Raw genomic sequence first — 25,382 nt, 5'->3', positions numbered from 1 at the left:
AAACTCCTAACAGTAATTTTTCTTAAGCTTAAAATCTTGATACTTGTATCTTGATACTCGCAAAATAAACACCAAATTACTACCTTTGAAATCATGAATACTTACCTGATAAAAGCTGCTACAATTGTAAACGAGGGACAAAAAATTGTTGCCGATGTTTTAATTAAAGATGGATTTATTGCCAAAATAGGCCAAAACATTGCTGCACACGATGCACAGGAAATTAATGCCGAGGGCCAATATCTTTTACCAGGTATGATTGATGACCAGGTACATTTCCGTGAGCCGGGATTAACCCATAAAGCCGATATTTTCACAGAAAGTATGGCAGCCGTTGCCGGTGGGATTACTTCTTTTATGGAAATGCCTAACACCGTTCCAAATACTTTAACTCAAGAATTGCTTACAGATAAATACAATATTGCGGCGCAAACTTCATTAGCAAACTACTCGTTTTACATGGGGGCCAGTAACGATAATATTGAAGAGGTTTTAAAAACCGATCCGAAAAATGTTTGCGGAATTAAGGTCTTTATGGGTTCTTCAACCGGGAACATGCTGGTTGATAACGAAAAAACCTTAGAACACATTTTTAGCAAGGCACCTATCCTTGTTGCTACGCATTGCGAAGATGAAGCAACTATTCGCCATAACCTGGCCGAATTTAAAGCTAAATATGGCGACGATTTAACCATAGAAATGCATCCACTGATTCGCAGTACAGAGGCTTGTTATAAATCATCTTCTTTAGCGGTAGAGTTGGCCAAACGCTACCAAACACGCTTGCACATTCTCCACATTTCGACAGCTAAAGAAATTGCGCTGTTTGACAATACCATTCCTTTAAAAGACAAAAAAATTACCGCCGAGGCCTGTGTGCACCACCTTTGGTTTAACGATAAGGATTACGCCGAAAAAGGCAATTTTATTAAGTGGAACCCTGCCGTTAAAACCGAAACAGATCAGCAAGGCATTTTAGCTGGTGTTTTGAACGATAATATCGACGTAATTGCGACCGACCACGCACCACATACGCTGGCCGAAAAACAACAAGCTTACGCGCAGGCACCTTCAGGCGGTCCGCTGGTACAACATGCTTTACCTGCTTTACTGGAAATGCATTTGCAGGGCAAAATCTCGCTGGAAAAAATTGTTGAAAAAACAGCACATAACCTTGCCATTTGCTTCGATATCGAGAAACGGGGCTTTATCCGTGAAGGTTATTGGGCAGATTTAGTTTTGGTTGATTTAAACGACCCGTGGAAAGTAACCAAGTTGAACAATTTTTATAAATGCGGCTGGAGCCCTTTTGATGGAGATACTTTTAAGGCAAGTGTTACCCATACTTTTGTATCAGGAAACCTGGCTTATACTAAAGGAAAATTCACTACCGACCAGGTAGGTAAGCGGTTAACATTTACCAGATAGATTTGTTATATTTGTTTAGGTTAACAAATTTGCAATGACAGATGCACAATTATTTTCTGAAATTTCTGCACTTCCTTCTAACATGAAGCAGGAGGTTTGGGATTTTGTTGCCAGTTTAACAGAAAAATACAAACAGTTTAATGCAATAACTATGGCTGAAGAGCCGCTGGTTAAGTATGGAACAAAATTTTCAGATTCCCTGTTAAAAGGCCCCGTCTTTTCTGATGAGCAAATTCAAAAAATCGAGGAAACAAGAAAATCTATAAATGAATGGCGAACCAAATAACAATGGTCGACACCTCCATATTGATTGATTATTTTCGAAAAAAGACAAATCAAAAACAAGGTTATTTGCTTTATCTCAACAGTATGAAAACTTGTGCATTTCAAGCATTACAGAATTTGAAATTTACATGGGAGCTAAGGGCAAACAGCATATTTTTTTGGGAAACAATGCTCTCTAACTTTATCATATTCCCATTCGATAATGATGCCGCTTTAGCCGCTGTAGAAATTCAAAGTAATCTTAAAAAGGTACGCAAGAGCATCGATAAGGCGGATTTATTTATTGCTGCAACGGCCATTGCTCATAATTTATATTTCGATATGCTTAATCACAAGCATTTTGAAAATATTGAAAATGTTAAATTGATTGGCAATTAGACAACGTCAGGAAGATTTTTATATTTGTTTAGGAGAACAAATCCAGAGTTAACCAACGGTTTTATATTTATTTATCCCCTAAAAAAGTATTTATCAGTAAACAATGACTAAACGTGCTGTAATTATTAAATCAACGGTACTGCTTGGTTTAACTATCTTGATTTATGTTTTTGGCTTCTTTCCCTCTTCAGTTCAAAAATATTACTCAACTGGCTTTTACCCTTACATTTCATCTGCATTAAGGTATATATCTGGCATTTTTCCATTTGCCATTGGCGATATCATTTATGCCGTTCTGATTGGCTTTGTGTTGTACAAAATCTTCCGGTTTTATAAAAGGCGTCAATCTCTAAAAAAGAAAGATCGCATTATTATTCCTTTGCAGGTATTCAATTTCTTTTTGTTGCTGTATATCATCTTCAAAATAGTTTGGGGTTTAAACTATAATAGGCCAAGTGTTAGCGAAGAGCTGGGCATTGGTTATGAAAAATACACGGTAAAAGAACTGGTACAACTGGGTAATTATTTTGTAGATAAAACTAACGCATTAAAACTGAAGCAGACCAAAGTTCCCACTTATAAGATCGTCGATCTTGAAAAAACATCAGCTGAGGCCTACAATTTAATGGAAAAGAAAAACCCTTTGTTCAGGTATTCGAATCCTTGTTTAAAAGCAGTCTTAAGTCCTTGGGTTATTAGTAAAGTAGGCATCGAGGGGTATTACGCGCCATTATCGGGCGAGGCCAATATGAACACCAACCTGCCTGATTTTGTTAAACCATACGTTTCCTGCCATGAAATTGCGCATCAATTGGGTATTGCTTACGAAGATGAAGCCAACCTTTTAGGCTATTTAACGGCGAGCAACAGTCCTGATTTAAATTACCAGTACTCAGCTAATTACGAAATGCTCAAGTATATCCTTTTCGAAATCAGGATGAAAGCACCCGATGATTATAAAATACTCTATGACAAGCTATTGCCCCAGGTTATAGCCGATTTTAAAGCAGAAAAAGAGTTCTGGCGTAAATATAACGGACAAATGTTTGGCTATATGGATGCTGCTTTCGATCGTTTCCTAAAACTCAATAACCAGAAAAAAGGTATAGATAGCTACCAGGATATCGTTATCTGGCTGTGGAATATTTATAAGCCTCAGTTAGCAGTTAACAATACGCAGTTGCCAGTTAAGCATACAAATTGATTAGTTAACAGTTAACAATATACAGTTACCAGTTAAGTATGTAAACTGAAAACTGGTTTAACCGTGTATCGCTTCCTTCTTACCGAAACTCTGAATCAGTTCACCTTCAAAATCCAGCCATTCTTTCCAGCGTTTTTCAACATCAACATCGATGCTGTATTTACGGGCAAAATTTAAGAAAGTAGTGTAATGACCAGCTTCAGATACCATTAATTCGTGGTAGAATTTAGCTAGTTCCTTATCTTTAATGTTTAGAGAAAGTACGCGAAAACGTTCGCAGCTTCTGGCTTCGATCATCGCAGCAAACAAAAGTCTATCGATAAAAGCCTGGTTACGGCTACCATCTTTTTTGCTGAATTTTACCAACCTGCCAACGTAATCATCTTTACGCTCACGACTCAAAGTATATCCCCGATCCTTAATTATGTTAATCACCATCTGAAAATGCTGCATTTCTTCAATAGCAATAGCTGTTAACTCATCTACCAGATCTTGGTGCTCAGAGTTTTGCGTTATTAGGGTAATGGCGTTACTGGCTGCTTTTTGTTCGCACCAGGCATGGTCGGATAAAATTTCTTCTAAATTCGATTCAGCAATATTTGCCCAACGCGGGTCTGTCAACAATTTTAATCCTAGCATGTGGTTTCTCTCTTCGAACCGCAAAATTAGAAATAATCACCCGCATTTAAAATTGTGAGCTAAAAACAGTTTATTTTGCATAAATTTTAAAATATGAGTGCTAAGAAACTATTGATTATTGGATTGGTTTGGCCTGAGCCTGCTTCATCGGCAGCAGGAACCCGAATGATCCAGCTGGTTGATTTATTTCTGGCCAAAGGCTACCAGATCACCTTTGCTTCGGCAGCATCGAAAAGCGATTTCAGCTATGATTTCAGCAATACAAGTGTAATTGAGCAGGAAATTAAGTTAAACAACGAAAGTTTCAACAGCTTTTTAAAAGCACTTAACCCCGACATTGTGCTATTCGATCGCTTTATGATTGAAGAACAATACGGCTGGCGCGTACAACAGGAATGTCCCGATGCCCTACGAATTTTAGATACCGAAGATTTACATTTTCTTCGCCAGGCACGTCAGCAAAGTTCCAAAAAGCAGGAAACGCTAAACCTGTTTTCCGATACAGCCAAACGCGAAATTGCGGCCATCCTCCGCTGCGATCTTTCTTTGATTATCTCAGAAATAGAGATGAAGCTACTCGAAGAACAATTTAAAATTGATGCCAGCTTACTTTATTACCTGCCATTCTTAGAACAAGAAATTACTGCCACAACCATTCAAAATTGGATTCCCTTTACAGATAGAGCCGATTTTGTTTTCATTGGAAACTTTCTGCACGAACCCAACTGGCATACCGTTCAAACCCTGAAAACCAAAGTATGGCCCTTGCTACGCAAAAAACTTCCGGAAGCTAAATTGAATATTTATGGCGCCTACCCTTCTCAAAAAGTACTACAACTTGAAAATAAGGCTGAAAAATTTTTCATTAAGGGCCGAACTTTAAATGCGCAGGAAACCATAGCCCAACATAGAGTTTTACTTGCACCGATCCAGTTTGGCGCTGGCGTTAAGGGCAAGTTTATCGATGCCATGCAGGTAGGTACACCATCAGTAACCACAACAGTTGGCGCCGAAGCCATGAAAGGCAACCTTTCCTGGAATGGGATTGTTGAAGATGATTTAAGCACTTTCGCAGAACAGGCCTCACTCCTTTACCAAAACGAAGCCGAATGGAAGGAAGCACAAAAGCATGGTGTTCAAATCATCAACGAGCGTTACGCCTCCACGGCTTTTGCCGATGATTTTATGCAGAAGATAACTAAATTGCTGTTAAACTTACCTAAACACCGTCAGGCTAATTTTATGGGGCAGATCTTAAACCACCATACCCTTCAGAGCACAAAATACATGAGCCTTTGGATTGAGGAGAAGAATAAATAGTCAGGGGTCCGAAGATATACCTGTATAAAACTTCAAGGCAATAATACACCTAACTCCGGACTTCCGACTTCCAACCAAAAACTAATTGACTTTTAAAAAACATTCTGGTTCTGAAACCTAGGAACAATATTGTAAATTTGCGGCTATGGCAAAAATATCGATTAACCTTGCTACAGGTTCGTTTCAAAAGGAAGAAATTATCGTCGGAATTGATTTAGGTACAACCAACAGTTTGGTTGCATTTATTAACCCAGATAAAGACCCTCAGGTAATTAACGATTCGGGCAAGGGCGTTTTGGTGCCATCGGTAGTTTATTTCAACAGCCAGAACGAAGCCGTTGTAGGCAACGAGGCCAAAGAATTTTTAACCACCGACCCATCGAACACCATATTTTCGGTTAAACGATTATTGGGCCGCTCTTACAAAGATGTAGCCGATCATGCCGCTACATTTTCTTACAAAATTATTGACGATGATACCGATGCGCTGGTAAAAATCCATGCAGGCGATCGTTTCTATACCCCTATTGAGCTATCGGCCGAAATACTGAAAGAGCTTAAAGCAAGGGCCGAGCATGCGCTAAAAACACCCGTTAACCGTGCTGTAATTACTGTTCCAGCCTACTTTAACGATAGTCAACGCCAGGCTACCCGCGATGCCGGAAAACTGGCTGGCTTAGATGTAATGCGTATTGTAAACGAACCTACCGCAGCCAGTTTGGCTTATGGAATTGGTTTAGACCCTACGCAACAAAAAACCATTGCCGTGTACGATTTGGGCGGTGGTACTTTTGATGTTTCCATCCTGCAAATCCAGAACGGAATTTTTGAAGTATTGGCTACAAATGGAAATACTTATTTAGGTGGCGACGATTTTGACCGGGCAATTTTAGATTACTGGATTGCACAAAACAAACTTGATGTTACTACCCTGGCCAAGGATAATATTTTAATGCAAACGCTAAGGCTACAGGCTGAGGCTGCAAAAAAAGCACTATCAAGCCAGAATTTATTCAATGAGAAAGTTGGTGAAATCTGGTGCACACTCGATAAGCAAACATTCGAACAATTAATTGCAGCTAAGGTTGAAGAAACCATTACGGCATGCAAAAATGCCTTAAAAGATGCTGATTTAACAGCAGCTGATATTGATGAGGTGATTTTAGTAGGTGGTTCTACCCGCACACCATTTGTAAAACAGCAAGTCCAAAATTTCTTTGGTAAAACTCCGCAGGATAATATTAACCCGGATGAAGTAGTAGCTTTAGGTGCTGCCATCCAGGCTGATGTACTGGCCGGAAACCGCTCGGATATTTTATTGCTTGATGTAACCCCACTCTCATTGGGTATCGAAACCATGGGCGGTTTAATGGATGTAATTATTGCCCGCAACAGCAAGGTGCCAACCAAAGCCGGCAGGCAGTACACCACTTCTATTGATGGTCAGGTAAACATGAAAATATCGGTTTACCAGGGCGAGCGCGATCTGGTAAAAGAAAACCGTAAACTTGCTGAGTTTGATTTAAAAGGCATTCCGGCTATGCCGGCAGGTTTGCCCAAAGTAGATATCAACTTCTTGCTTAATGCTGATGGCATTTTAACCGTTCAGGCTATTGAGCTTCGATCGGGTGTTAAACAGGAGATTGAAATTACCCCAAGTTATGGCTTAAGCGACGATACAGTTGAAAAAATGCTTTTAGATAGTATTGAACACGCACAGAGCGATGTACAACAGCGCATGCTGATTGAAGCCCGAAGCGAAGGTGAACAATTGGTTTACACAGCTGAAGGTTTTATCAAAAAACATGCAGAACATTTATCTGAAACTGAAATTGCAGAAACCGTGGCACACATCGAGGCACTGAAAACCGCACTATCCACTCAAGAAAAAGATACCATTTTGAAAAAAGCCGATGAACTGAACGAGTTTACCCGTCCATTTGCAGAGCGTGTAATGGATGCGGCTATTTCGACAGCGATGAAAGGCAAGAAGATCGAATAGTTAACAGTTTTCAGTTGAATCGGTCGTCACCCTAAACCTGTTTCAGGGTCTCACAGAATTGCATAAGATTATTGCAGAGTTTTATTCGCATATAGCGAAAGTATGTTTGCTCAATTCCTTTAACAGGCTTTAAAAATAAAGCCTAACTTAGTTTATGCAACAAACCCGGCAACAGCTTACTCTATTTATTACCCACCAAACCGAAGTTATTGAGCAGGTTAGGGCACAGTTTAATCCTATTCAGCATAGTTTAATTCCTGCACATGTTACCCTGTGTCGGGAAGACGAAATTGAACAACTGGATCAAGTATTTGCCAACATCAAAAACATTAAACTAAACAGTCAAATTCAAATGACGTTTGGAGCTGTTGAACAATTTGAAAACGGGAAGGGTGTGTATATGCCTGCCAAAGCAGGTAACGATTCCTTTCAGCAGTTAAGGAAATTAATTTTGAAAGGAATAAACGACTCACCACGAGCTCTTCTACCACACATCACGCTCATGCATCCCAGAAATTCTACCTGTACCATAGAAATTTTTGAACAGATAAAATCTTATCCGCTCCCAACGGTACTAAGTTTTTACAAGATCAGCTTAATCACACAAATCAATGGTGGAAAATGGGAAATTATCAGGGAATTTGATTTTGTTGTTTCTAAAAAAGAATAGCTAAATTAACAGCTCAATCGCTCAAAAAATGGTTACATCTATTAAAGTAAAAGACAATAGTAACATTGGCTTTATTATCATTCCATTTTGTCTTTTTCCGATAGCATTTTTAGCAATAGCAGGAGCCTTTAACCTTAGCTATTTAATCACTTTCGCTATCATGTTCTGTCTTTACGTCCTTTATATGGTTTTCATTTTAAGAGTATTACAGAAAAACGAAGAGATTTACGCCATAGTAGCAAACGAAGAGGAAATTACATTTTTAGACCGCGGCACTTTTAAATGGGAAGAAATTAATACCATCAAATCAATTCATAATTATACTATCTTTCTCCAAAGACATCCTCATTATTTTATTGCTGTCTCGTTAAAAAACGGAAAAAAATTCGATATTGATGTTACCAATTTTGATTATCAGTTTGAAGAATTGGCTTCCATCTTAAATTCGCTGGGCAAGCTTGATTCAGGCCTGTAAAATCTAATTTCAAAAAAATATCCTTTCTTAACCTGCAGTTAACCAACTCGAATAATTAAACTACCAAAAAGCATAACGTTGTGTGCACGGGGATGGAGTTCAGTTAAACAATTAACCAGTTGATCGATTTAAATAGTTAACCATTTCTTACCATAGATCAAAACCCGGCAAACACAAAGCCATTACCTTTGTTAAAAATATTTTAACGTATGGAATTAGGTATTGGCATGTTTGGCGATTTGCAAATCAATGCAAATGGAGAAATTCAACCCGCACAACAAAGACTTCAGGAAATTATAGCAGAAATTAAACTCATGGATGAAGTGGGTTTGGATTTTTATGGCATTGGCGAGCACCACCGCCCGGATTATGCGGTATCGAGTCCTGAAATTATCCTGGCCGCTGCAGCAACCGTAACTAAAAACATTAAGCTAAGCAGTGCCGTTTCGGTTTTAAGTTCGTCTGACCCGGTAAAGCTGTACCAAAGTTTTGCCACAGTCGATTTAATTTCGAACGGCAGGGCCGAATTAATGGCTGGCCGCGGAAGTTTCATCGAATCATTCCCATTATTTGGCTACAACCTGCAAAATTACGATGAGCTTTACGAAGAAAAATTAGATCTACTGTTAAAAATCAATGCATCACCTAAAGTTAGTTGGAAAGGTAAATTCAGGCCAGAATTAAATAACCAGGAAGTTTTGCCACGTGCAGTAAACGATAGCTTAAAAATCTGGGTGGCCGTTGGTGGCACGCCCGAATCGGTAGAACGTGCCGGAAGACTGGGTTTATCGGTAATGTTTGCCATTATTGGTGGTCAGCCTGTACAGTTTAAGCCTCTGTTCGATTATTACAAAAAAGTATACCAGGCTTACGGTCACGATATGAACAAATTCGAGGTTGGCGTACACATGCACTCACTATTTGGCGAAAACACCAGCGAAATAGCAGATTACTATTACCCGCTCTATTCGGCACAGATGAACAGAATCGGTCGTACACGCGGCTGGGCACCCTACCAACGCAACCAGTTTGATGCTGGAATGAGCAAAAGCGGCGCATTAATTATTGGCGATGTAAACCAATCGGTAGATAAAATACTGGCTATGGAAGAAACTTTCGGGCTAACCCGTTTCTCGGCCCACATGGATGTTGGCGGACCATCACATGCCGCGATGATGAAATCGATAGAAATTTATGGAACCAGAATTGCGCCGGCAGTTAGAAAAGCTTTACAGCCATAAGTTAAGCTTTGTTTCCTTTAAAAAGCTGTAAAAAACTATAAACGTAACAGCCTACACATATTGCAAAAAGGCTTTCAAGCAAGGCGAAAACAAGCATTACTACTGTAAAAACCATTGCCAGAGTCGAAAAATCAAACAGGAACATCGCCGTAATCAGCAGGCAAAATACAAAACCTAAGGTTGCGGCGAATTTCTTTGGGGCCAAATCTTTCATTTGCTTTGGCAGTGTCAGTTTTTGGTTAATGCTTACAGCCACATATTTTAACACACTGAATTTTCCCGAAGTAAAGGCCCTGCTGCCAAAATCAAAAATCAAAAACACTATTGCCCAATAATTGCCAAAAATTAAGCAAACAGTAGCTACTACAGCTACCATAAAGGCAATTAAACGTACCACATTTTCATTTATTCTTTCGGCCGATATTGGGCAGGATAATTCCATCGTAACTATATTTTGCTGTAAATGTATTAAAAATCTCTATCGATCGGGTTTCAGTAAAGTCATTATCATTCAATAAAACAAGTTATTATGGCTGCTTGTAATTTTCGAATTTGTTATATTCGTATCACATAACTCAACAAATGACGCGCTCAAAAATCTTAATTTTAAGTTTATGCTTACTATCAGCAACCTGGTGTAAGGCGGCTACATTGCCTGATACAGTGGTGATAAAAGCACATTTGAAAACCCTAACCAAAACGCCCAGGTACCGCAGTCATCAAAATATCGATCAGCTAAACCAAACAGCCGATTATATCCGGTCGGTATTTAAGAAATATGCCGATAGTGTATACATTCAGGAATATACAGTAGATCAAAAGATCTATAAAAACGTAATCTGTTCTTTCGGTACCCAACATCAAAAACGGATAATTGCAGGTGCACATTACGATAGTTGCGGCGAGCAGGAAGGTGCAGATGATAATGCAAGCGGGGTAACAGGTCTTTTAGAACTGGCCAGGATGTTAAAAGGCCAAAAACTAAACCACCGGATAGATTTAGTAGCTTATACCTTAGAAGAGCCACCCTATTTCCGTACCGAACAGATGGGGAGTTATATCCACGCCAAATGGCTCAAAAGCAATAAAATTGAGGTATATGGTATGCTCTCTTTAGAAATGATCGGTTACTTTAAAACTGAAAAGAAATCACAATCATACCCACTGGGCATTTTATCGTGGTTTTATGGCAATAAGGGCGATTACATAACCGTGGTTAAAAAATTTAGTGCGGGCAAGTTTGCCAACAACTTTACTTCGGCTTTCAAAAAAGGGAATACCATTCTAACCAAAACCTTTAGTGGCCCAACGTCTTTGCCGGGTATCGATTTTTCAGACCACCTAAATTACTGGAAATTTGGCTACAGTGCCTTAATGATCACCGACACCTCTTTTTACCGGAATAAAAACTACCACCAGGTTACCGACACCATGGAAACACTCGATATTAACCGGATGGCCAAAGTAATTGATGGAGTATTTAAAACGTTGGTTAAAATTTAATTATAGCAGCCGCATGTACGTTAAATCACAAAAACGCGCCCCTAAGAAATCTTTACGGAACATAATTAAGATCCTGTTATGGGGGCTGGTAAGCCTGTTCGTACTGGCAAACATCATTGCCTATAACCAAGCTTATCAACTCACGCATTTTACTACACAAAAAGTAACCAAAACAGCTAAGCCAGAGCAACTCTCGCTGGCAGAGAAAATAAAGACGCTTTTTACAGGAGTATCAAACCCACGCCCGGCGAACCAAAGGCAACCAGATTTGCCCTACACCACCGTTAAGCTACAAAGTAATAAAAAATTAGAATGCTGGTTTATTAAACACCCTGAGGCAAAGGGAACTGTTATTATGTTTCATGGCTATAGCGCGTCAAAATCCGGGTTGATAAACAAGGCCAACATTTTCTACCAGTTGGGCTACAATACCATGCTGGTCGATTTTATGGGTTCGGGCGGCTCGGAAGGCAATGAAACTACCATTGGCTTTGCCGAAGCTGAGGAAGTTAAAACAGTTTACCAATACGTTAACCAAACTGAAAAAAAGCAAATTATTTTGTTTGGTACTTCTATGGGCGCTGTAGCTACTATGAAAGCACTGAACGCTTTTAAAATCAATCCTGCTGCGATTATCATCGAATGTCCTTATAGCAGCCTGTTAAAAACAACCCAGGCCAGGTTTAAAATTTTACATATCCCTACTTTCCCGCTCGCCAATATTCTGGTGTTTTGGGGAGGCTTTCAGCATCATTTTAATGGTTTTAAACTGCGTCCTGTTGATGATGCAAAAGGCATAAAATGCCCCACCTTGCTCTTATACGGAGAAAAGGACAACCGGGTTTCACGCAGTGAAATAAACGAAATTTTCAACAACCTGAAAGGAAGTAAAAGCCTTCGCACCTATCCTTTAGCCGGTCACGACAACTACCTAACCCAATATAAATCCGAATGGACACAAGACATCAGCCTGTTTTTAAAGGCCGTAAATTGAAAGTTAGCCCACTTACAAAAGCCTTTATTATCCTCATAGTACTTTGGTTTAGCATCCACACCAGTGTTATTATTATCGATGGGATGAACAACACCCCACAAAATGCCGATTTAGGTGTGGTGTTAGGCAATAAAGTAAACGAAGATGGCTCTTTATCACAAAGGTTGCAAAAAAGACTGGAACGTGCGCTTAGCCTGTATAAAAACGGACGGGTAAAAATGCTTTTTGTAAGTGGCGGGCATGGCCACGAAGGTTTTAATGAAGGTGATAAAATGCGTGATTTCCTGATCGGAAAGGGTGTTCCGGCTGCTTTAATTATTACCGATAACCAGGGCGATAACACTTTAAAAACGGTAAAAAACACTACAAAACTAAAAAGCAACTATCATATTGAAAGTATCATAGTGGTTTCGCAATATTACCACATTACCCGCACCAAAATGCTTTTCAGAAAAAATGGCTTCGATAAGGTTTTTGGAGCCAGTCCCGAATATTTGGAGTGGCGCGATGGTTATTCACTGATTCGCGAATTTGTAGCCTTTTATTCAGAACTGTTACCGACGTAGTGAATAATTTCCTAACCTGATAAAAATTCATTTCCTATATTTAATAAAATAAGTTACGCAAATCAGATATTGGATGGATAATTCGGAAAAATTAAACCTGCTGTTAGTTAAGCTAGAAAATTTATTGCTGAGGCAACAAGGTTTCGAAGCCGAAATTCAGGCATTAAGACAAGAAGTTAAAGCTTTACAATCGCCGGACTCAGCAAATGCACCTAAAGCTGCTGAACCTACTTTTATATCGCCTCCAAAAAATACACCACCAAATCCGGTAATACAACATGCAGCAACTCCCCAGCCGGTTCCTTCAGCTTTTCCTACTCCTCAAAATCCGTTACAGCCTAATTTTGCCGACCGCTTTAAGCGCGAAAATATAGTTAAATCAGATTTCGAAAAGTTCATTGGCGAGAATCTGATCAGTAAAATAGGTATCCTGATTTTAATCATCGGTGTAGCCATTGGCGCAAAATATGCCATCGATCACGATATGATTAGCCCTTTAACCCGTATTGTTTTGGGTTATGCAATGGGTGCAGGCTTAATGGGCTTTGCAATTAAATTAAAGGCTAAATACGAAAACTTTTCAGCAGTACTGGTTAGTGGTGCCATTGCCATCATGTATTTTATTACATATGCCGCTTACGATTTTTACGCCTTGATTCCGCAGGCACTTGCCTTCGGCCTGATGGTGATTTTCACCTCCTTCACTGTGGTTGCAGCAATTCAATACAATAAGCAGGTTATTGCCCATATTGGCCTGGTTGGTGCCTATGCTGTGCCGTTTTTACTGAGCGATGGCTCTGGCAAAGTAGGGGGTTTATTTAGCTATATAGCGATTATCAATATCGGTATTTTGGTATTGAGCTTTAAAAAATACTGGAAACCCTTATTTTATGTCTCCTTCGGATTAAGCTGGCTCATTTTTTCAGCCTGGCGCTTTGATTTAAGTAGTGAGAGCCAGTATTTTGTTCTCGCCCTCCTGTTTGCTTCGATATTCTTTATTACTTTTTACATCACTAACCTTGCTTATAAAGTCATTAAGAGAGAAGTATTCGGCTTAAGTGATGTAGTCATCACACTCTTAAATGCCTTCATTTTTTACTGCATGGGTTATTTAATTATAGCCGACAATAAAAATAGTGCAGAATTTTTAGGCTTATTTACCCTGGCCAACGGAATAATTCATTTTGTGGTAAGCTTAATTATTTACAAAAGGCAACTGGCCGATAAAAACCTGTTCTACCTTATCCTGGCTTTGGTTATTACCTTTATTACCATGGCTGTTCCGGTGCAGTTAGATGGCGGTTGGGTAACTATATTCTGGACTGTTGAGGCGGCCATACTCTTTTATCTGGGTAGGGTTAAACAAATTGCTATCTACGAAAAGCTTTCTTTTCCGCTTATCTTTCTTGCCTTTTTAAGCCTTTTAGAAGACTGGGCCAGTTATGCAAGTTACTATGGCAGTTATCAGGTTGTTAAACCGATATTTAATGTGGGTTTCTTAACGGCAGTTATTTTTATTGGCAGTTTTAGCTGGATGTTCAGCATCAGCAAAAAAGAAACCGAGAAACCTGCCGAATGGATCTGGATGCGCCAGATATTGAGTTACAGCATTCCTTCAATATTATTGTTTGTAGTGTATATTACTTTCTCACTGGAGATTTCGAAACATTTTAACAACCTTTTCGAAATCTCCAAAATAAACCCGCACCCAAAAACAAATACAGATTACAGCGGCTATACCTACAATTACAACTATGAAAAGTTAAAAATAGCCTGGATTTATATCTATACCCTATTTTTTGCCGCCGCATTGTCTTATTTTAATCTAAAAAAACTTAAAAGCAACGAGCTTGCAATTGCCTGTCTGGCTATTAACCTGTTGGTTATTGCCTTATTTTTAACCAATGGCCTTTATAATTTAAGCGAGCTTAGAGATGAATATTTATTCTCGGATAATAACTATTTCAAAATCGGCACCTTCAATATTGGCATCCGCTATGTTTCTATTGGCTTCTTTGCTTTGTTAATTATCATGTTCTACCAGTTAATCAATTACAGTCTGTTTAAAAGCAGCTTTAAAACACTGTTCGATTACCTGCTTTACATTTCCATTTTATGGGTAATTAGCAGCGAGCTGATTAACATTTTAGCCCTGGCAGGTTTAGATGGTAATTATAAATTAGGTTTGAGCATCCTTTGGGGGTCTTATTCGCTATTTTTGATCGGTATGGGCTTGGCCAAAAACAAAAAACACCTGCGTATTGGGGCAATGGTTTTGTTTGGTATTACGCTGATTAAACTTTTTGTTTACGACATTGCCTACCTCAGCACCATTTCAAAAACCATTGTATTCGTGTCGCTGGGCATATTGCTGCTAATCATTTCTTTCCTTTACAACAAGTACAAACATTTAATTATTGATGATGTGGAGACTAAAAACTAAGCTGCTTTTTTGGCTTTTACCTTGCGTATTAGCTGCAAACGCCCAAACTGCTCCCTACCGCTTAAAAAGGGAAATTACTGGTGTACAAGCTACCTGGCACAGTATGGTACTGCCCAACCCAATATATCAAAAGCTTAAGCCGGGTTTTGAAGACCTGCGTATTTTTGGCATTAAGGGTAAAGATACCGTTGAGATCCCTTATCTGTTAAAGCAACGCGATAATCAGATTAACACGAAGGAAATTGCTTTTAAACAGTTGAACCAAAGCTCAGCTAACAACACTTATTATTATACTTTTCGACCCGCGGTAAGCGGCGTAATTAACCAGATAAATCTCGATTTTAAGCAGGAAAATTTCGACTGGAAAGTTACGCTCGAAGGCAGTAACGATAACCAAAACTGGTTTACCATAGTAAAAGATTACCGGATTTTGTCGATCAAAAACCAGTTTACCGATTATCATTTTACCAGGATAAATTTCCCCGATGCAAAGTATGCCTATTTTCGGATTGCCATAAAAAATAGTGCCCAGATGGAGCTTTTAACCACAAAAATTTTAAAAACAGATACCATAAAAGGCATATTCCAGGATATTAAATATCAATCGTACAACATCAAAAACGATGCAGAACACAAAGAAACGGTTATCGACATCAATTTAACCGATCCGGTACCGGTATCGCAATTGAGTTTAAATGCCCAAAGCGATTTTGATTTTTACCGTCCGTTCAAAATTGATTATGCTACAGATAGTTTTAAAACCGATAAAGGTATAAAGTACAATTACATGGATCTTTACACGGGCACCGTTAGCTCTATAGAAAAACCTGTATTTAGCTTTCCAAATACCATTACTTCAAAACTGCGGATTACCATCCAAAACAATGATAATAAGCCACTACGTTTAAGTGGTTTGGCATTAAAAGGCTGTGTATATGAATTGATTGCCCGTTTTGATGATCCAAAACTGCGTTACGCTTTATATTATGGCAATAACAAAGCTGTAGTTCCCAGTTACGAGATCGAAAAATTTGAAAATAAAATACCTGCAAACTTAAGTTCACTCACCATCGGCGAAGAACAGCAAAACCCGGCCTACACGGCTAAAGTAACCAAGCCCCTATTCGAAAACAAAGCCTGGCTATGGATTTTAATGGCAGTAATTATTGTATTACTGGGTTGGTTTTCGTTTAAAATGTTGAGGAATTAGGCACAAGGAGTACACCATTGTAACTTTAAATAATATATTAACAAATATCGTCCAAATAAGATCATGAAGAACATCTTCCAACCCGCAGTAACTAGCGAAATTATTGAAAGAATTAACACGCTTAGTCCCACTACTCCACAGCTTTGGGGCAAAATGAATGTAGTACAAATGCTGGCGCATTGTAATGTAACCTACGAAATGATTTACGATGATATACACCCAAAACCTGGTTTGTTTATGAAATTTATTCTGAAAAACCTGGTTAAAAGTAAAGTGGTTAGTGAAAAGTCTTATCCAAAAAACAACCCAACGGCTCCACAATTCATCATTAAAGATGAAAGGGATTTTGAGAAAGAGAAAGCCAGGTTGATTGCCTACCTCAATAAAACACAGGAATTAGGTGAAAACCATTTCGATGGTAAAGAATCGCATTCTTTTGGCAAACTAAACAAAACCGAATGGAATAACATGTTTTATAAACATTTAGACCACCATCTTTCACAATTTGGCGCTTAGATTTTTGGTCTTTCCTCTTTAGTCTTTGAACTTTATATGGTCTTATTGCCCCCTTAAAAAGTCTCTTTTACGCCCCATATGCTGTTCATATCTTGCTTAACTTGTACTAACAAAAACTCAACAACAAAACAAAATGACAAAAGGACTTGTAACATGCCTTTGGTTTGACGGACAGGCCGAAGCAGCAGCAAATTATTACTGTACTGTTTTTAAAGATTCGAAAATTACCCAGGTTAGCCCAATGGTGGTTACTTTCGAAATTAACGGAAGTAAATTTATGGGACTAAATGGCGGACCGCAATTTAAGTTCGATGAAGCAGTTTCGTTTATGGTTAATTGCGATAGCCAGGAAGAAATAGATTACTACTGGGATACGCTGACCAAAGATGGCGGACAGGAAAGTATGTGCGGCTGGCTAAAAGATAAGTTTGGCCTTTCATGGCAAATTATTCCATCGAACATTGGCGAGTTAATGGCCGATCCCGAAAGAGCCCAAAGGGTAATGGCTGTAGTAATGCAGATGAAAAAATTAGATAAGAAAAAAATGGAAAATGCTTAAATTTTTCATAAATTGATTAAAAATCTATTGTGGTTGATATCTATACAGAACAATCATGATAGATTTTAATCATAAAACAATTTATACCAATGAAAAGATTAACGATTTTAATTGCGTTAATCATCCCTCCTATTTTTTGTATCTCCTGGGGTTTCTTTGCACATCAAAGAATCAATAACCTTGCTGTTTTTACACTTCCCGCTGATATGATCGGGTTTTACAAAAAGAATATAAAGTACATTACCGAGCATGCTGTAGATCCCGATAAGCGTAGGTATGCCGATACCTTAGAAGCCCCAAGACATTACCTGGATGTAGAAAACTACGAAAAAAACATTTACAGTATTCCGGAGAAGTGGAATGATGCCTTAACCAGTTATGGACTAAAGCAATTGAACGCCAACGGAATTTTACCCTGGCAAATTCAGCGTACCTATTACAGTTTGGCTAAAGCTTTTAAAACCCGCGATTCTGTCAGGATTTTAAAATACTCAGCTGATTTGAGCCACTATATTGGTGATGCGCATGTTCCTTTGCATACTACAGCCAACCACAACGGTCAGCTCACCAACCAGGTTGGTATCCATGCCTTTTGGGAAAGTCGCCTTCCTGAGCTTTTTTCTACCCGCTACAATTTTGTGGTAGGCAAGGCCAGTCATATCGAAAATCCACTAAAAGCAGCCTGGAAAGTAGTGAAACACACCCATAGCCTGGTTGATACTGTTTTAACCTTCGAAGCAGCCTTAAACGCCTCTTTTCCATCACATAAAATATAGTTTTGCTGAAAAAACAACACCGTTTTAAAGCAATATTCAATCGAATATGCCAAAAGCTACCACGACAAAATGAACAACATGGTAGAAAAGCAAATGCGCAGCGCCATACTCGAAATTGGCTCTTTCTGGCACTAGGTATGGATTGATGCCTGTCAGCCCGTACTTAAAAACCTGATTAAGCTAGAACCAACTCCAGATGAAAAGAAAGCCGAAACTGATACAGAACGAAAATTTGAGAAAGGTGTACCACTTGGCTGGGAGATTTAAGGCCTGATATTAAAAACATCCATAGAACTGTCATCCTGAGCCTGTTGAAGGACTACAAAAAACACAATAATTAATTTGAACTATTTATTTACTGTAAACCAGTTATAAACGAAAAAAGAGACCTTATTGCTAAAGTCTCTTCTTCTATCTCGTACTTAAAAAAAATTAAAGTACTTCTTCAGTCTTTTTTGATTGTAAACGGCTTCTAATGGCAGCCCAAATAGCAGGTACAAAGGTTACAACGGCAATAAAGATAATTACCAGTTCAAAGTTGTTTTTGATTACCGGAATCTGTCCCAGTAAATATCCACCAATTAACAAGGCAAAAATCCAGGTAATACCACCAATAATATTATAATAAGTAAACCTGCCAAAAGGCATTTTTGCAATACCCGCCACAAAAGGAGCAATAGTTCTGAAAATAGGTAAAAACCTGCTTAGCATAATGGCTTTACCACCGTGCTTTTCAAAAAATTCGTGCGATTGATGGTAGTATTTGAGTTTTAAGATTTTATTCTTTTCTTTAAATACTCCTGCACCTAAAACGCTTCCCAGTTTATAATTAACTGTGTTTCCTAAAATAGCAGCAGCGATCAAAATAATCATCATCACCCAGATATTTAAACCTGTTTCGTGCTCGCCGGCAATTAAAGCGCCCATTGCAAACAGCAACGAATCGCCCGGAAGAAATGGTGTTACCACAAAGCCGGTTTCAGCGAAGATGATCAGAAATAAAATAAGGTAAGTCCAGGTACGGTATTCGTTAACAATTTCGGCTAAATGGACATCGATGTGAAGGATAAAGTCTAAAAGCTGCTGTAGTAATTCCATTTATCTAATTTTGGGCAAAAGTATGAATATCGGAGGGAATAAATGCTAGTGAAATGCAATAATAATTAGTTGGTAGAAACCAGGCGCATTTGGAGTTCGTTCTTTTTTGTTCCATCGAGTAAAACCGTATAAACCAAGCCCTTTGTAATTGCGATTGATTTTGACGTAGTGGTTGGTAGCGAATCTAAGGCATTTACGGCTGGTTGGGTTGCGATAGGCGCTTCCAATGCAAAAGAAATCCTGGTGGCTTTAGTTAATTTGATTGTATGACTGAATCTATCACCATATTTCATGGTAAACTGAGGGAAAGCCCCCCCATCATCTTTCACAATCACATTAGAATTTAAAGTATAGCCCAGGTTTAAGAATGTTAGCTTTACAGAGTCTAAGTTTTGCTTTACATCATCCTTAAAAACTGTTAATTCAGGCTTGCTGGTAGCTGTTTTACGCGTATAGAAGATCGAATAATTAGCCCCGATATCAAATTTATTGGTTGTACTTGCAACATCGGTAGCGGTATTTATATTTCTGGAAGTAATGGTATAGCTCGAATCGCCAGCTACAACAATATAATTACTGTTTGAACCATAAGCTGTAGAAGCTCCGGACTGAATACCTCGTAAATAAAAATTTTGAATAGTATCTGTTACCGCCGAATGAAAATACCTGATCTTAGCATCTCCTTTGATGAAATTATCATTCTTGATGCAGGAAAAGATCATTAATACAGGCACAAAAAGGAACATTTTAGGCCATATTGAATTAGTATTTTTCATATAAAATTGCTGATGCTAATAAAACGTAAAGATAGCAGAAAGCTTATAAATTTACCGAAATTAATTATCTGAGATGATATGCGCTTCTAAGGTTGCTGCAGTTGTACCGCTAAACCAAATGGTGTAAATTTTTCCGCCTACAAAATTCGAATTATCAATCGTTTTAATATTGCCCGAACCTACAACTGAATATCTCAGATTCAATCCGCCATCAAGCGTAAAGTAATTCGAAGCCTCTTTAAAAGCCAGGCCATTAACAAATTGTAAACCAGCCTGTACGCTAACATTTATACCCGTAGCAAAATTCGGACTCAGGTTAATCAGTTTCACCTTAGCTTTATCCATTTCTGTATTGCTCAGATTATCCTCATAGTTTACAATCTCCCGTTCCGCATTTTTATTGGTAACCAAAAATGTGGTATAGGTAATAGAGGGGGTAAAATTAAAAGATGCATTGGTATTGGCATTATTCAGGCCTACATAAGCAACATTGCGGTTCCCAGAAGGTATTTTAACGTATTCGCTGGTTTCGCCAAAAGCTAGTGCCGTAGCAGTAAGTTTAGCATCATCTAAATAAACTTCCTGATGGATTTCTGTTAATGAGGCATTAACCACTTTAATTTTAGCTTCGCCCTTGACAACCACATCGGGATCATTTTTTTTACAGGCCGATAAAGCCAGGATAGGAATAGTGAAAAGCAGGAGGATTACCTTTGAGAGATTGGTATAGATTTTCATGGTTAGCTGTTATTTTGTTAGAAACAAGAATGGCTCGGTCAAAAACCAAGCCATTCTTTGTATAAAAACTAAAAAATTAGTAGACTAATAACTATTATTTAGCATAACCGGCATAACCAACATTAAAACATCTTCATTTTCATCATTGGTTTGCGGAATTAAAAGCCCTGCCCTGTTTGGAGTAGATAACTCTAAAGTAACTTCATCGCCGCTTAAATTGCTCAGCATTTCGATTAAGAAACGGGCATTAAAGCCAATTTCAAGGTCTTCACCATCATATTGGCAGCTTAAACGCTCGTGTGCCTCGTTGGCGAAGTCTAAATCTTCAGATGAAATATTCAACTCGCTGCCGCTGATTTTTAACCTCACCTGATGTGTGGTTTTATTGGCAAAAATTACAACCCTGCGTAGTGTATTTAAAAACAGAACCCTGTCGATAATTAATTTATTTGGGTTGTTTGTAGGTATTACTGCTTCATAATCTGGATAGCGTTCGTCTATTAAACGACACACTAAATTAATATTTTCGAACTTAAAGAAAGCACTTGTTGCATTATAATCTACCGATACATTAATATCGTTAGAAGGCAAGGCGCCTTTTAAAAGTGTTAAAGCTTTTTTAGGTAAGATAAACGAAGTTGCTTTATCAGCTTTGCTATCCATACGGCGGTAACGTACCAGCTTGTGTGCATCGGTAGCTACAAAAGTAATGTGCTGTGGTGATAACTGGCAAAATACACCTGTCATTGCCGGACGTAGCTCATCATTACTTACCGCAAAAATAGTTTTGGTAATCGCTTCAGTTAAAACTGATGCAGGCAAATTAACAGAAGAAGCGTTTTCTACAACCGGAATTTTTGGAAAATCGTCGCCATTTTCACCACTCAATTTATATTTACCATCACCTGCGCTAATTTCGATCGCAAAAGTACTGTCGTCTATATTAAATGCAATTGGCTGATCTGGTAAGGTTTTAAGTGTATCTAATAAAATTTTAGACGGAACCGCAACTTTACCTTCTTCTTTTGATTCTACAGCCAAAGCAGTTGTCATGCTCGTTTGTAAATCGGTAGCAGAGATAGTTAAGTTTCCATCTTTAATCTCGAAAAGGAAATTTTCTAATATGGGTAAAACTGTACTGCTGCTTGAAGCACCATTTACAGTTTGTAAGTGTTTTAACAGCGTTGATGTGGATACAATAAATCTCATGATATCTTTTAGTCTTCTTCAAAAATATAAAAATTATTTAGCGTACTTGTATTTGCGGTAATAATGTTGAAAAATTGCAAAGAATATTAACAATAGTATGGGCGCCGCAACATTAATGAGCTGCCATTTCGTTTTTTCGAGTTTAATTTTGCCTTTATCGAGCAATCTGATCTTTACTTCTTTACTACGCAAGGCAATTAAGTTGTCGTCATCAGTAAAATAATCGACAATATTTAACAATAAAGCTTTATTACCAAAAGTACGTTGCGAGTAACGGTCGTAACCTAACGGAAATGGAGTGCCATTCTGCGCTGAAACCTGGTTTTTAAAAATATCACCGTCGCCGATTACAATCATTTTTGCAGGCTTACCAACATTTTCAACGCTGTAAGGTTGTGTAATGCCTGCAGGCAATGGCCGGCCTGCAAAAACCGACGGAAAACTTCCTTCCAACATTAATCCCACATGTTGCGGGCGACTTTGAAAAGCCCTCGGATCTAAGTGTTCGCCAACCATTTGCAGGCTAAACAGTTTGGGTGCCTCAAAAACTTTATTAAAAGCTGAAGTAGTTAAAATATACGATTTTTTGATGTTTTTGGCTCCAATGGTATCTACAGTACTTGGAAATTCAGATTTTACGCCATCCAGTTTCTTCACCACACTTTCGGTGGTATCGGGCAGTAAAATGGGGTAATAAATCCAGGGCACCAATTGCATCTGGTTCTGACCGCCAACTACACCTGTTGAAACCGGAATTTCGGCACTGTTTGCCGGATCGGCAATGATGTTATAATTAATCCGGGCGCCGTACATAAAGAGCATATCATCCAGGTTCAGGTTACTGTTCGTAGCCATTTGTCCGCTTTGCCCTCTCAAACTATCCAATTCTGCACGCACCTGATCAATGCTCCAAAGCACCCTCCCGCCATTCATTACAAAATAATTGATCTTGTATTTTTCGGTCTCGGTAAAAGGTTTGGTTGGTTTGGCAATGACCAGCATTTTCAATTTATCAAGTCCGGCCTTATCAATAGTATTTAAATCCACGCGACCAACCAGATAACTGTTTGATAAACTATGCATGGCATCATTGAGCTGCTGATCAGATAATTCGCCATTCGACTCAGAGAAACCAATTCGGGGGTTGCTACCTGTAATCACCTTTTTTAAGCTCGAAGTAAAAATATACTCGAGGTTTTCAATAGCCCGGTTAATGTTATCTTCGTAACTCCCGCGGGTATCAAGGTTTTGAAAAAGCTTTACCGGAAACTGTTTCCCGTCACTTTCAATCATCGCCATCGGAAATACCAGTTTTTGCGTTAATCCGGCTTCGGTTTTCACACTTAAATTGGTGGCCTCAATCCCGCTTTCGTACAAATTATTCACCACTGTATCCTGATCAGCCTGGCTTAATCCAGCCAAAGGATCAACAAAAACTACCTTTACATCTGCTTTCGAATATGCCTGATAATCAGACAAAATATTACTTACAGCTCCTTGCAAACGCTTAAATGCGGGCGGCAATTCGCCATTTAAAAAAACGGTAATGATGATCGGTTTTTCATTCCTGGCCAGCAATGATTTTGTTTTCTCGCTCAGCGTAAACCTTTTATCTGCTGTAAAATCAAAACGCTTAAAAGCATACTGACCAATTATATTTAAAACAACCAGTGCTGTGATGAATAAAACCGCGGTGATCCATTTATTTTTAAGGTTCATTATCGCTTCCCTCCCATAGTTAACCTGGTAAAAAATAAAAACAAGGCGGAGAAGGTGATGAAGTAAATCAAATCTCTCGTATCTAAAACACCACGACTAATGGCGGTATAATGCTGGTTGATACCCAAATTGGTAATTGAGGTTTCGATGGATTTAAATAAACTAACCTGACTGGCATAATCGAAGCCGAGGAATGCAAATGCGCACAAAGCGGCGCAGATAACAAAAGCAATAACCTGGTTTTTGGTAAGTGCCGATGAAAAAATGCCAATGGCCGTAAATGCAGCTCCCAACAGAAATAAGCCAATGTACGATCCGATTACCGAACCAGAATCGATATTACCTTCGGGGAAACCCAGTTTGGCAACGCTGTAGTAGTAAATTATAGTCGGGATTAATGCAAAAAGAACCAGTACCAAACTAGAGAGGTATTTTGCAGCGATAATATGCCAGAGTTGAATGGGACGCGTAACCAAAAGCTCGTAAGTACCTTCTCTCCTCTCTTCGGCAAAGGCCCGCATGGTGATAGCCGGGATCAGGAACATGAACAAATAAGGAACAAGACTAAAAAAGCCGTTGAGTTCGGCATAGCCGTATTCGAGTACAGAAGTATCAGGAAATACCCAAAGTAAAAGTCCCGAAACCAATAAAAAAATGCCAATGGTGATGTAAGCCACCATTGAACTGAGGAAACTGAATAACTCGCGTTTAAAAACTGCGTACATAGTTAAATTTAAATGCCGAAGTTAAGGATTTTTTTTTCGTTGGCTTAGCCTGTTTATTGGTTTATAGTTTATGGCTTATGGATGATAGTTTATAGTTTGATCGCTCATAGTATTGTACGAAAAAAAGCCTCCGATTTTCATCAAGAGGCTTATCATTATTTTTTAAAGCACTTATAAAGAAAAACCCAATCCAACTGTAAATACCAGGTTTTTAGCATTCAAATAAACATCTTTCGAATTGGAAATTTTAGCTGCACTGGCACTAATACCAGCCTGTATATTTAGCCCATTGCGTAGTTGAAATCCTGCCAGTGCATTTCCTCCAAAATCGAGGCGTTTAAAATCTTTGTCAGAACCAAACCTAATATTTTCTTTATCTGGCTTTATAACATCATTATTTATCAATGTATACCTGGCTGTTCCGGATAACGCGACCCCCAAATACGGGCCTAAACCTAAAAATATCTTATTTTTTCCGACTGGAATATATTTAACTGCGTTGGCTGGTATCTCAAAATACAATAGGCTGATTTTACCAGATGAGTTGCTATTTCCCTTAAAGTTAACGTATGTTGCTTTGGTACCTTTACCTGTAACAGAAAAACCTGGTTGGAATACAATATTTTTGCCCAGGGCTATATCTACCGTAGCACCCAAATAGAAAGATGTATTAATATTGCTCCCATCAACGGCAGGACCATTTAACGGAGCAACATCTTTACGTGTTTTAATTTTCGGGAATGTGATACCAGCTTTTACCGAAATCGGTACTGGTTTCTCCTGCGCATATACCGTTAAGCCAAATGTTAATGCAAATAAGAATAAAGTTATTTTTTTCATGAGGTATAGATTGATGAAAGCTATCATTATGCAAAAAGCCTCCAAAATTAGACTGAACCCAAAAGTTT

At 38.6% G+C, this 25,382-nt stretch carries 26 protein-coding genes; 17 read left to right on the top strand and 9 right to left on the bottom strand.

Annotation, left to right across the window (positions count from 1 at the left end):
• Window positions 1–93 precede the first annotated feature (93 nt).
• The 4 genes from DBR40_RS23860 (at window position 94) to DBR40_RS23845 (ending at window position 3,295) form a co-directional block, all read left to right on the top strand.
• On the top strand, window positions 94–1,428 hold the full coding sequence (locus DBR40_RS23860; RefSeq protein WP_124562245.1) for a dihydroorotase: 1,335 nt from the start codon (window positions 94–96) through the stop codon (window positions 1,426–1,428).
• 34 nt (window positions 1,429–1,462) lie between these two features.
• Window positions 1,463–1,714 carry a hypothetical protein gene (locus DBR40_RS23855; protein WP_124562244.1) on the top strand — a complete coding sequence of 84 codons (252 nt, stop codon included), beginning with the start codon at window positions 1,463–1,465 and terminating at the stop codon, window positions 1,712–1,714.
• Window positions 1,699–2,091, top strand: coding sequence for a type II toxin-antitoxin system VapC family toxin (locus DBR40_RS23850; RefSeq protein ID WP_124562243.1), 393 nt, complete (start codon window positions 1,699–1,701; stop codon window positions 2,089–2,091). Before DBR40_RS23855 ends, DBR40_RS23850 begins: the two co-directional genes overlap by 16 nt.
• A gap of 103 nt (window positions 2,092–2,194) precedes the next feature.
• On the top strand, window positions 2,195–3,295 hold the full coding sequence (locus DBR40_RS23845) for a DUF3810 domain-containing protein (protein WP_124562242.1): 1,101 nt from the start codon (window positions 2,195–2,197) through the stop codon (window positions 3,293–3,295).
• 57 nt (window positions 3,296–3,352) lie between these two features.
• Here the strand turns inward: DBR40_RS23845 and DBR40_RS23840 are convergent, their stop codons facing one another.
• Window positions 3,353–3,934 carry a tRNA-(ms[2]io[6]A)-hydroxylase gene (locus DBR40_RS23840; protein ID WP_124562241.1) on the bottom strand — a complete coding sequence of 194 codons (582 nt, stop codon included), beginning with the start codon at window positions 3,932–3,934 and terminating at the stop codon, window positions 3,353–3,355.
• Between the two features lie 93 nt (window positions 3,935–4,027).
• Between DBR40_RS23840 and DBR40_RS23835 the strand changes: the two genes are divergently transcribed.
• The 5 genes from DBR40_RS23835 (at window position 4,028) to DBR40_RS23815 (ending at window position 9,642) form a co-directional block, all read left to right on the top strand.
• Window positions 4,028–5,254 carry a glycosyltransferase family 4 protein gene (locus DBR40_RS23835; protein WP_124562240.1) on the top strand — a complete coding sequence of 409 codons (1,227 nt, stop codon included), beginning with the start codon at window positions 4,028–4,030 and terminating at the stop codon, window positions 5,252–5,254.
• 145 nt (window positions 5,255–5,399) lie between these two features.
• The gene (gene dnaK / locus DBR40_RS23830) at window positions 5,400–7,256 is read left to right on the top strand and encodes a molecular chaperone DnaK (RefSeq protein ID WP_124562239.1); all 1,857 of its coding nucleotides are present in this window, start codon (window positions 5,400–5,402) and stop codon (window positions 7,254–7,256) included.
• A 154-nt stretch (window positions 7,257–7,410) separates the two neighbouring features.
• On the top strand, window positions 7,411–7,926 hold the full coding sequence (locus DBR40_RS23825) for a 2'-5' RNA ligase family protein (protein WP_124562238.1): 516 nt from the start codon (window positions 7,411–7,413) through the stop codon (window positions 7,924–7,926).
• Window positions 7,927–7,954: 28 nt separating this feature from the next.
• The gene (locus DBR40_RS23820) at window positions 7,955–8,401 is read left to right on the top strand and encodes a hypothetical protein (protein ID WP_124562237.1); all 447 of its coding nucleotides are present in this window, start codon (window positions 7,955–7,957) and stop codon (window positions 8,399–8,401) included.
• A 209-nt stretch (window positions 8,402–8,610) separates the two neighbouring features.
• The gene (locus DBR40_RS23815; protein ID WP_124562236.1) at window positions 8,611–9,642 is read left to right on the top strand and encodes an LLM class flavin-dependent oxidoreductase; all 1,032 of its coding nucleotides are present in this window, start codon (window positions 8,611–8,613) and stop codon (window positions 9,640–9,642) included.
• Window position 9,643: 1 nt separating this feature from the next.
• Here the strand turns inward: DBR40_RS23815 and DBR40_RS23810 are convergent, their stop codons facing one another.
• Window positions 9,644–10,084, bottom strand: a complete 441-nt coding sequence (locus DBR40_RS23810) for a DUF4395 domain-containing protein (RefSeq protein WP_124562235.1) — start codon at window positions 10,082–10,084, stop codon at window positions 9,644–9,646.
• A gap of 140 nt (window positions 10,085–10,224) precedes the next feature.
• Between DBR40_RS23810 and DBR40_RS23805 the strand changes: the two genes are divergently transcribed.
• The 8 genes from DBR40_RS23805 (at window position 10,225) to DBR40_RS23770 (ending at window position 18,209) form a co-directional block, all read left to right on the top strand.
• Window positions 10,225–11,145 (top strand): M28 family peptidase, encoded by a 921-nt coding sequence (locus tag DBR40_RS23805; RefSeq protein ID WP_124562234.1) that lies wholly within the window; start codon window positions 10,225–10,227, stop codon window positions 11,143–11,145.
• A 13-nt stretch (window positions 11,146–11,158) separates the two neighbouring features.
• On the top strand, window positions 11,159–12,139 hold the full coding sequence (locus DBR40_RS23800) for an alpha/beta hydrolase (RefSeq protein ID WP_124562233.1): 981 nt from the start codon (window positions 11,159–11,161) through the stop codon (window positions 12,137–12,139).
• Window positions 12,097–12,705: a YdcF family protein gene (locus DBR40_RS23795; RefSeq protein WP_124562232.1), complete on the top strand. Its 609-nt coding sequence runs from the start codon at window positions 12,097–12,099 to the stop codon at window positions 12,703–12,705. The genes DBR40_RS23800 and DBR40_RS23795 overlap by 43 nt, the downstream gene beginning before the upstream one ends.
• A 73-nt stretch (window positions 12,706–12,778) precedes the next feature.
• Window positions 12,779–15,148: a DUF2339 domain-containing protein gene (locus DBR40_RS23790; RefSeq protein WP_124562231.1), complete on the top strand. Its 2,370-nt coding sequence runs from the start codon at window positions 12,779–12,781 to the stop codon at window positions 15,146–15,148.
• The gene (locus DBR40_RS23785; RefSeq protein WP_124562230.1) at window positions 15,126–16,358 is read left to right on the top strand and encodes a DUF3999 family protein; all 1,233 of its coding nucleotides are present in this window, start codon (window positions 15,126–15,128) and stop codon (window positions 16,356–16,358) included. Before DBR40_RS23790 ends, DBR40_RS23785 begins: the two co-directional genes overlap by 23 nt.
• A gap of 63 nt (window positions 16,359–16,421) precedes the next feature.
• Entirely contained in the window at window positions 16,422–16,874 is a 453-nt protein-coding gene (locus tag DBR40_RS23780; protein WP_124562229.1) for a DUF1569 domain-containing protein, read from the top strand.
• A 133-nt stretch (window positions 16,875–17,007) separates the two neighbouring features.
• Window positions 17,008–17,433, top strand: coding sequence for a VOC family protein (locus DBR40_RS23775; RefSeq protein WP_124562228.1), 426 nt, complete (start codon window positions 17,008–17,010; stop codon window positions 17,431–17,433).
• Between the two features lie 89 nt (window positions 17,434–17,522).
• Entirely contained in the window at window positions 17,523–18,209 is a 687-nt protein-coding gene (locus DBR40_RS23770; protein WP_233603975.1) for a zinc dependent phospholipase C family protein, read from the top strand.
• Window positions 18,210–18,641: 432 nt separating this feature from the next.
• On the opposite strand, the gene DBR40_RS23765 is transcribed toward DBR40_RS23770, so the two are convergent.
• From DBR40_RS23765 to DBR40_RS23735, 7 genes are all read right to left on the bottom strand, one after another.
• A complete protein-coding gene (locus tag DBR40_RS23765) occupies window positions 18,642–19,307 on the bottom strand; it encodes a DedA family protein (protein WP_124562227.1) in 666 nt (221 codons plus the stop codon).
• Between the two features lie 65 nt (window positions 19,308–19,372).
• Window positions 19,373–20,083, bottom strand: coding sequence for a DUF4397 domain-containing protein (locus DBR40_RS23760; RefSeq protein WP_124562226.1), 711 nt, complete (start codon window positions 20,081–20,083; stop codon window positions 19,373–19,375).
• Window positions 20,084–20,143: 60 nt separating this feature from the next.
• Window positions 20,144–20,821, bottom strand: a complete 678-nt coding sequence (locus tag DBR40_RS23755; protein ID WP_124562225.1) for a DUF4397 domain-containing protein — start codon at window positions 20,819–20,821, stop codon at window positions 20,144–20,146.
• Between the two features lie 84 nt (window positions 20,822–20,905).
• Window positions 20,906–22,030 (bottom strand): DNA polymerase III subunit beta, encoded by a 1,125-nt coding sequence (gene dnaN, locus DBR40_RS23750; protein ID WP_039476649.1) that lies wholly within the window; start codon window positions 22,028–22,030, stop codon window positions 20,906–20,908.
• Window positions 22,031–22,063: 33 nt separating this feature from the next.
• A complete protein-coding gene (gene gldG / locus DBR40_RS23745; protein WP_124562224.1) occupies window positions 22,064–23,749 on the bottom strand; it encodes a gliding motility-associated ABC transporter substrate-binding protein GldG in 1,686 nt (561 codons plus the stop codon).
• Window positions 23,749–24,474: a gliding motility-associated ABC transporter permease subunit GldF gene (gene gldF / locus DBR40_RS23740; protein WP_124562223.1), complete on the bottom strand. Its 726-nt coding sequence runs from the start codon at window positions 24,472–24,474 to the stop codon at window positions 23,749–23,751. Before gldF ends, gldG begins: the two co-directional genes overlap by 1 nt.
• A gap of 171 nt (window positions 24,475–24,645) precedes the next feature.
• On the bottom strand, window positions 24,646–25,314 hold the full coding sequence (locus tag DBR40_RS23735) for an outer membrane beta-barrel protein (RefSeq protein ID WP_158674123.1): 669 nt from the start codon (window positions 25,312–25,314) through the stop codon (window positions 24,646–24,648).
• Window positions 25,315–25,382 lie beyond the last annotated feature (68 nt).

This window comes from Pedobacter sp. KBW01, from assembly GCF_003852395.1.
In the GTDB taxonomy this organism is placed as follows: domain Bacteria; phylum Bacteroidota; class Bacteroidia; order Sphingobacteriales; family Sphingobacteriaceae; genus Pedobacter.
Note: the sequence above shows the minus strand (reverse complement) of the source record. Positions and strands in the feature narration are given on the sequence as shown.

Coding starts and splice junctions, on each gene's coding strand:
- DBR40_RS23795 (WP_124562232.1), top strand. CDS start 12,097: ATGGACACAAGACATCAGCCTGTTTTTAAAGGCCGTAAATTGAAAGTT.
- DBR40_RS23840 (WP_124562241.1), bottom strand. CDS start 3,934: ATGCTAGGATTAAAATTGTTGACAGACCCGCGTTGGGCAAATATTGCT.
- DBR40_RS23860 (WP_124562245.1), top strand. CDS start 94: ATGAATACTTACCTGATAAAAGCTGCTACAATTGTAAACGAGGGACAA.
- DBR40_RS23825 (WP_124562238.1), top strand. CDS start 7,411: ATGCAACAAACCCGGCAACAGCTTACTCTATTTATTACCCACCAAACC.
- DBR40_RS23855 (WP_124562244.1), top strand. CDS start 1,463: ATGACAGATGCACAATTATTTTCTGAAATTTCTGCACTTCCTTCTAAC.
- DBR40_RS23755 (WP_124562225.1), bottom strand. CDS start 20,821: ATGAAAATCTATACCAATCTCTCAAAGGTAATCCTCCTGCTTTTCACT.
- gldF (WP_124562223.1), bottom strand. CDS start 24,474: ATGTACGCAGTTTTTAAACGCGAGTTATTCAGTTTCCTCAGTTCAATG.
- DBR40_RS23800 (WP_124562233.1), top strand. CDS start 11,159: ATGTACGTTAAATCACAAAAACGCGCCCCTAAGAAATCTTTACGGAAC.
- DBR40_RS23785 (WP_124562230.1), top strand. CDS start 15,126: ATGATGTGGAGACTAAAAACTAAGCTGCTTTTTTGGCTTTTACCTTGC.
- DBR40_RS23760 (WP_124562226.1), bottom strand. CDS start 20,083: ATGAAAAATACTAATTCAATATGGCCTAAAATGTTCCTTTTTGTGCCT.
- DBR40_RS23810 (WP_124562235.1), bottom strand. CDS start 10,084: ATGGAATTATCCTGCCCAATATCGGCCGAAAGAATAAATGAAAATGTG.
- DBR40_RS23790 (WP_124562231.1), top strand. CDS start 12,779: ATGGATAATTCGGAAAAATTAAACCTGCTGTTAGTTAAGCTAGAAAAT.
- dnaK (WP_124562239.1), top strand. CDS start 5,400: ATGGCAAAAATATCGATTAACCTTGCTACAGGTTCGTTTCAAAAGGAA.
- DBR40_RS23835 (WP_124562240.1), top strand. CDS start 4,028: ATGAGTGCTAAGAAACTATTGATTATTGGATTGGTTTGGCCTGAGCCT.
- DBR40_RS23815 (WP_124562236.1), top strand. CDS start 8,611: ATGGAATTAGGTATTGGCATGTTTGGCGATTTGCAAATCAATGCAAAT.
- DBR40_RS23780 (WP_124562229.1), top strand. CDS start 16,422: ATGAAGAACATCTTCCAACCCGCAGTAACTAGCGAAATTATTGAAAGA.
- dnaN (WP_039476649.1), bottom strand. CDS start 22,030: ATGAGATTTATTGTATCCACATCAACGCTGTTAAAACACTTACAAACT.
- DBR40_RS23845 (WP_124562242.1), top strand. CDS start 2,195: ATGACTAAACGTGCTGTAATTATTAAATCAACGGTACTGCTTGGTTTA.
- DBR40_RS23850 (WP_124562243.1), top strand. CDS start 1,699: ATGGCGAACCAAATAACAATGGTCGACACCTCCATATTGATTGATTAT.
- DBR40_RS23770 (WP_233603975.1), top strand. CDS start 17,523: ATGAAAAGATTAACGATTTTAATTGCGTTAATCATCCCTCCTATTTTT.
- DBR40_RS23735 (WP_158674123.1), bottom strand. CDS start 25,314: ATGAAAAAAATAACTTTATTCTTATTTGCATTAACATTTGGCTTAACG.
- DBR40_RS23775 (WP_124562228.1), top strand. CDS start 17,008: ATGACAAAAGGACTTGTAACATGCCTTTGGTTTGACGGACAGGCCGAA.
- DBR40_RS23765 (WP_124562227.1), bottom strand. CDS start 19,307: ATGGAATTACTACAGCAGCTTTTAGACTTTATCCTTCACATCGATGTC.
- gldG (WP_124562224.1), bottom strand. CDS start 23,749: ATGAACCTTAAAAATAAATGGATCACCGCGGTTTTATTCATCACAGCA.
- DBR40_RS23805 (WP_124562234.1), top strand. CDS start 10,225: ATGACGCGCTCAAAAATCTTAATTTTAAGTTTATGCTTACTATCAGCA.
- DBR40_RS23820 (WP_124562237.1), top strand. CDS start 7,955: ATGGTTACATCTATTAAAGTAAAAGACAATAGTAACATTGGCTTTATT.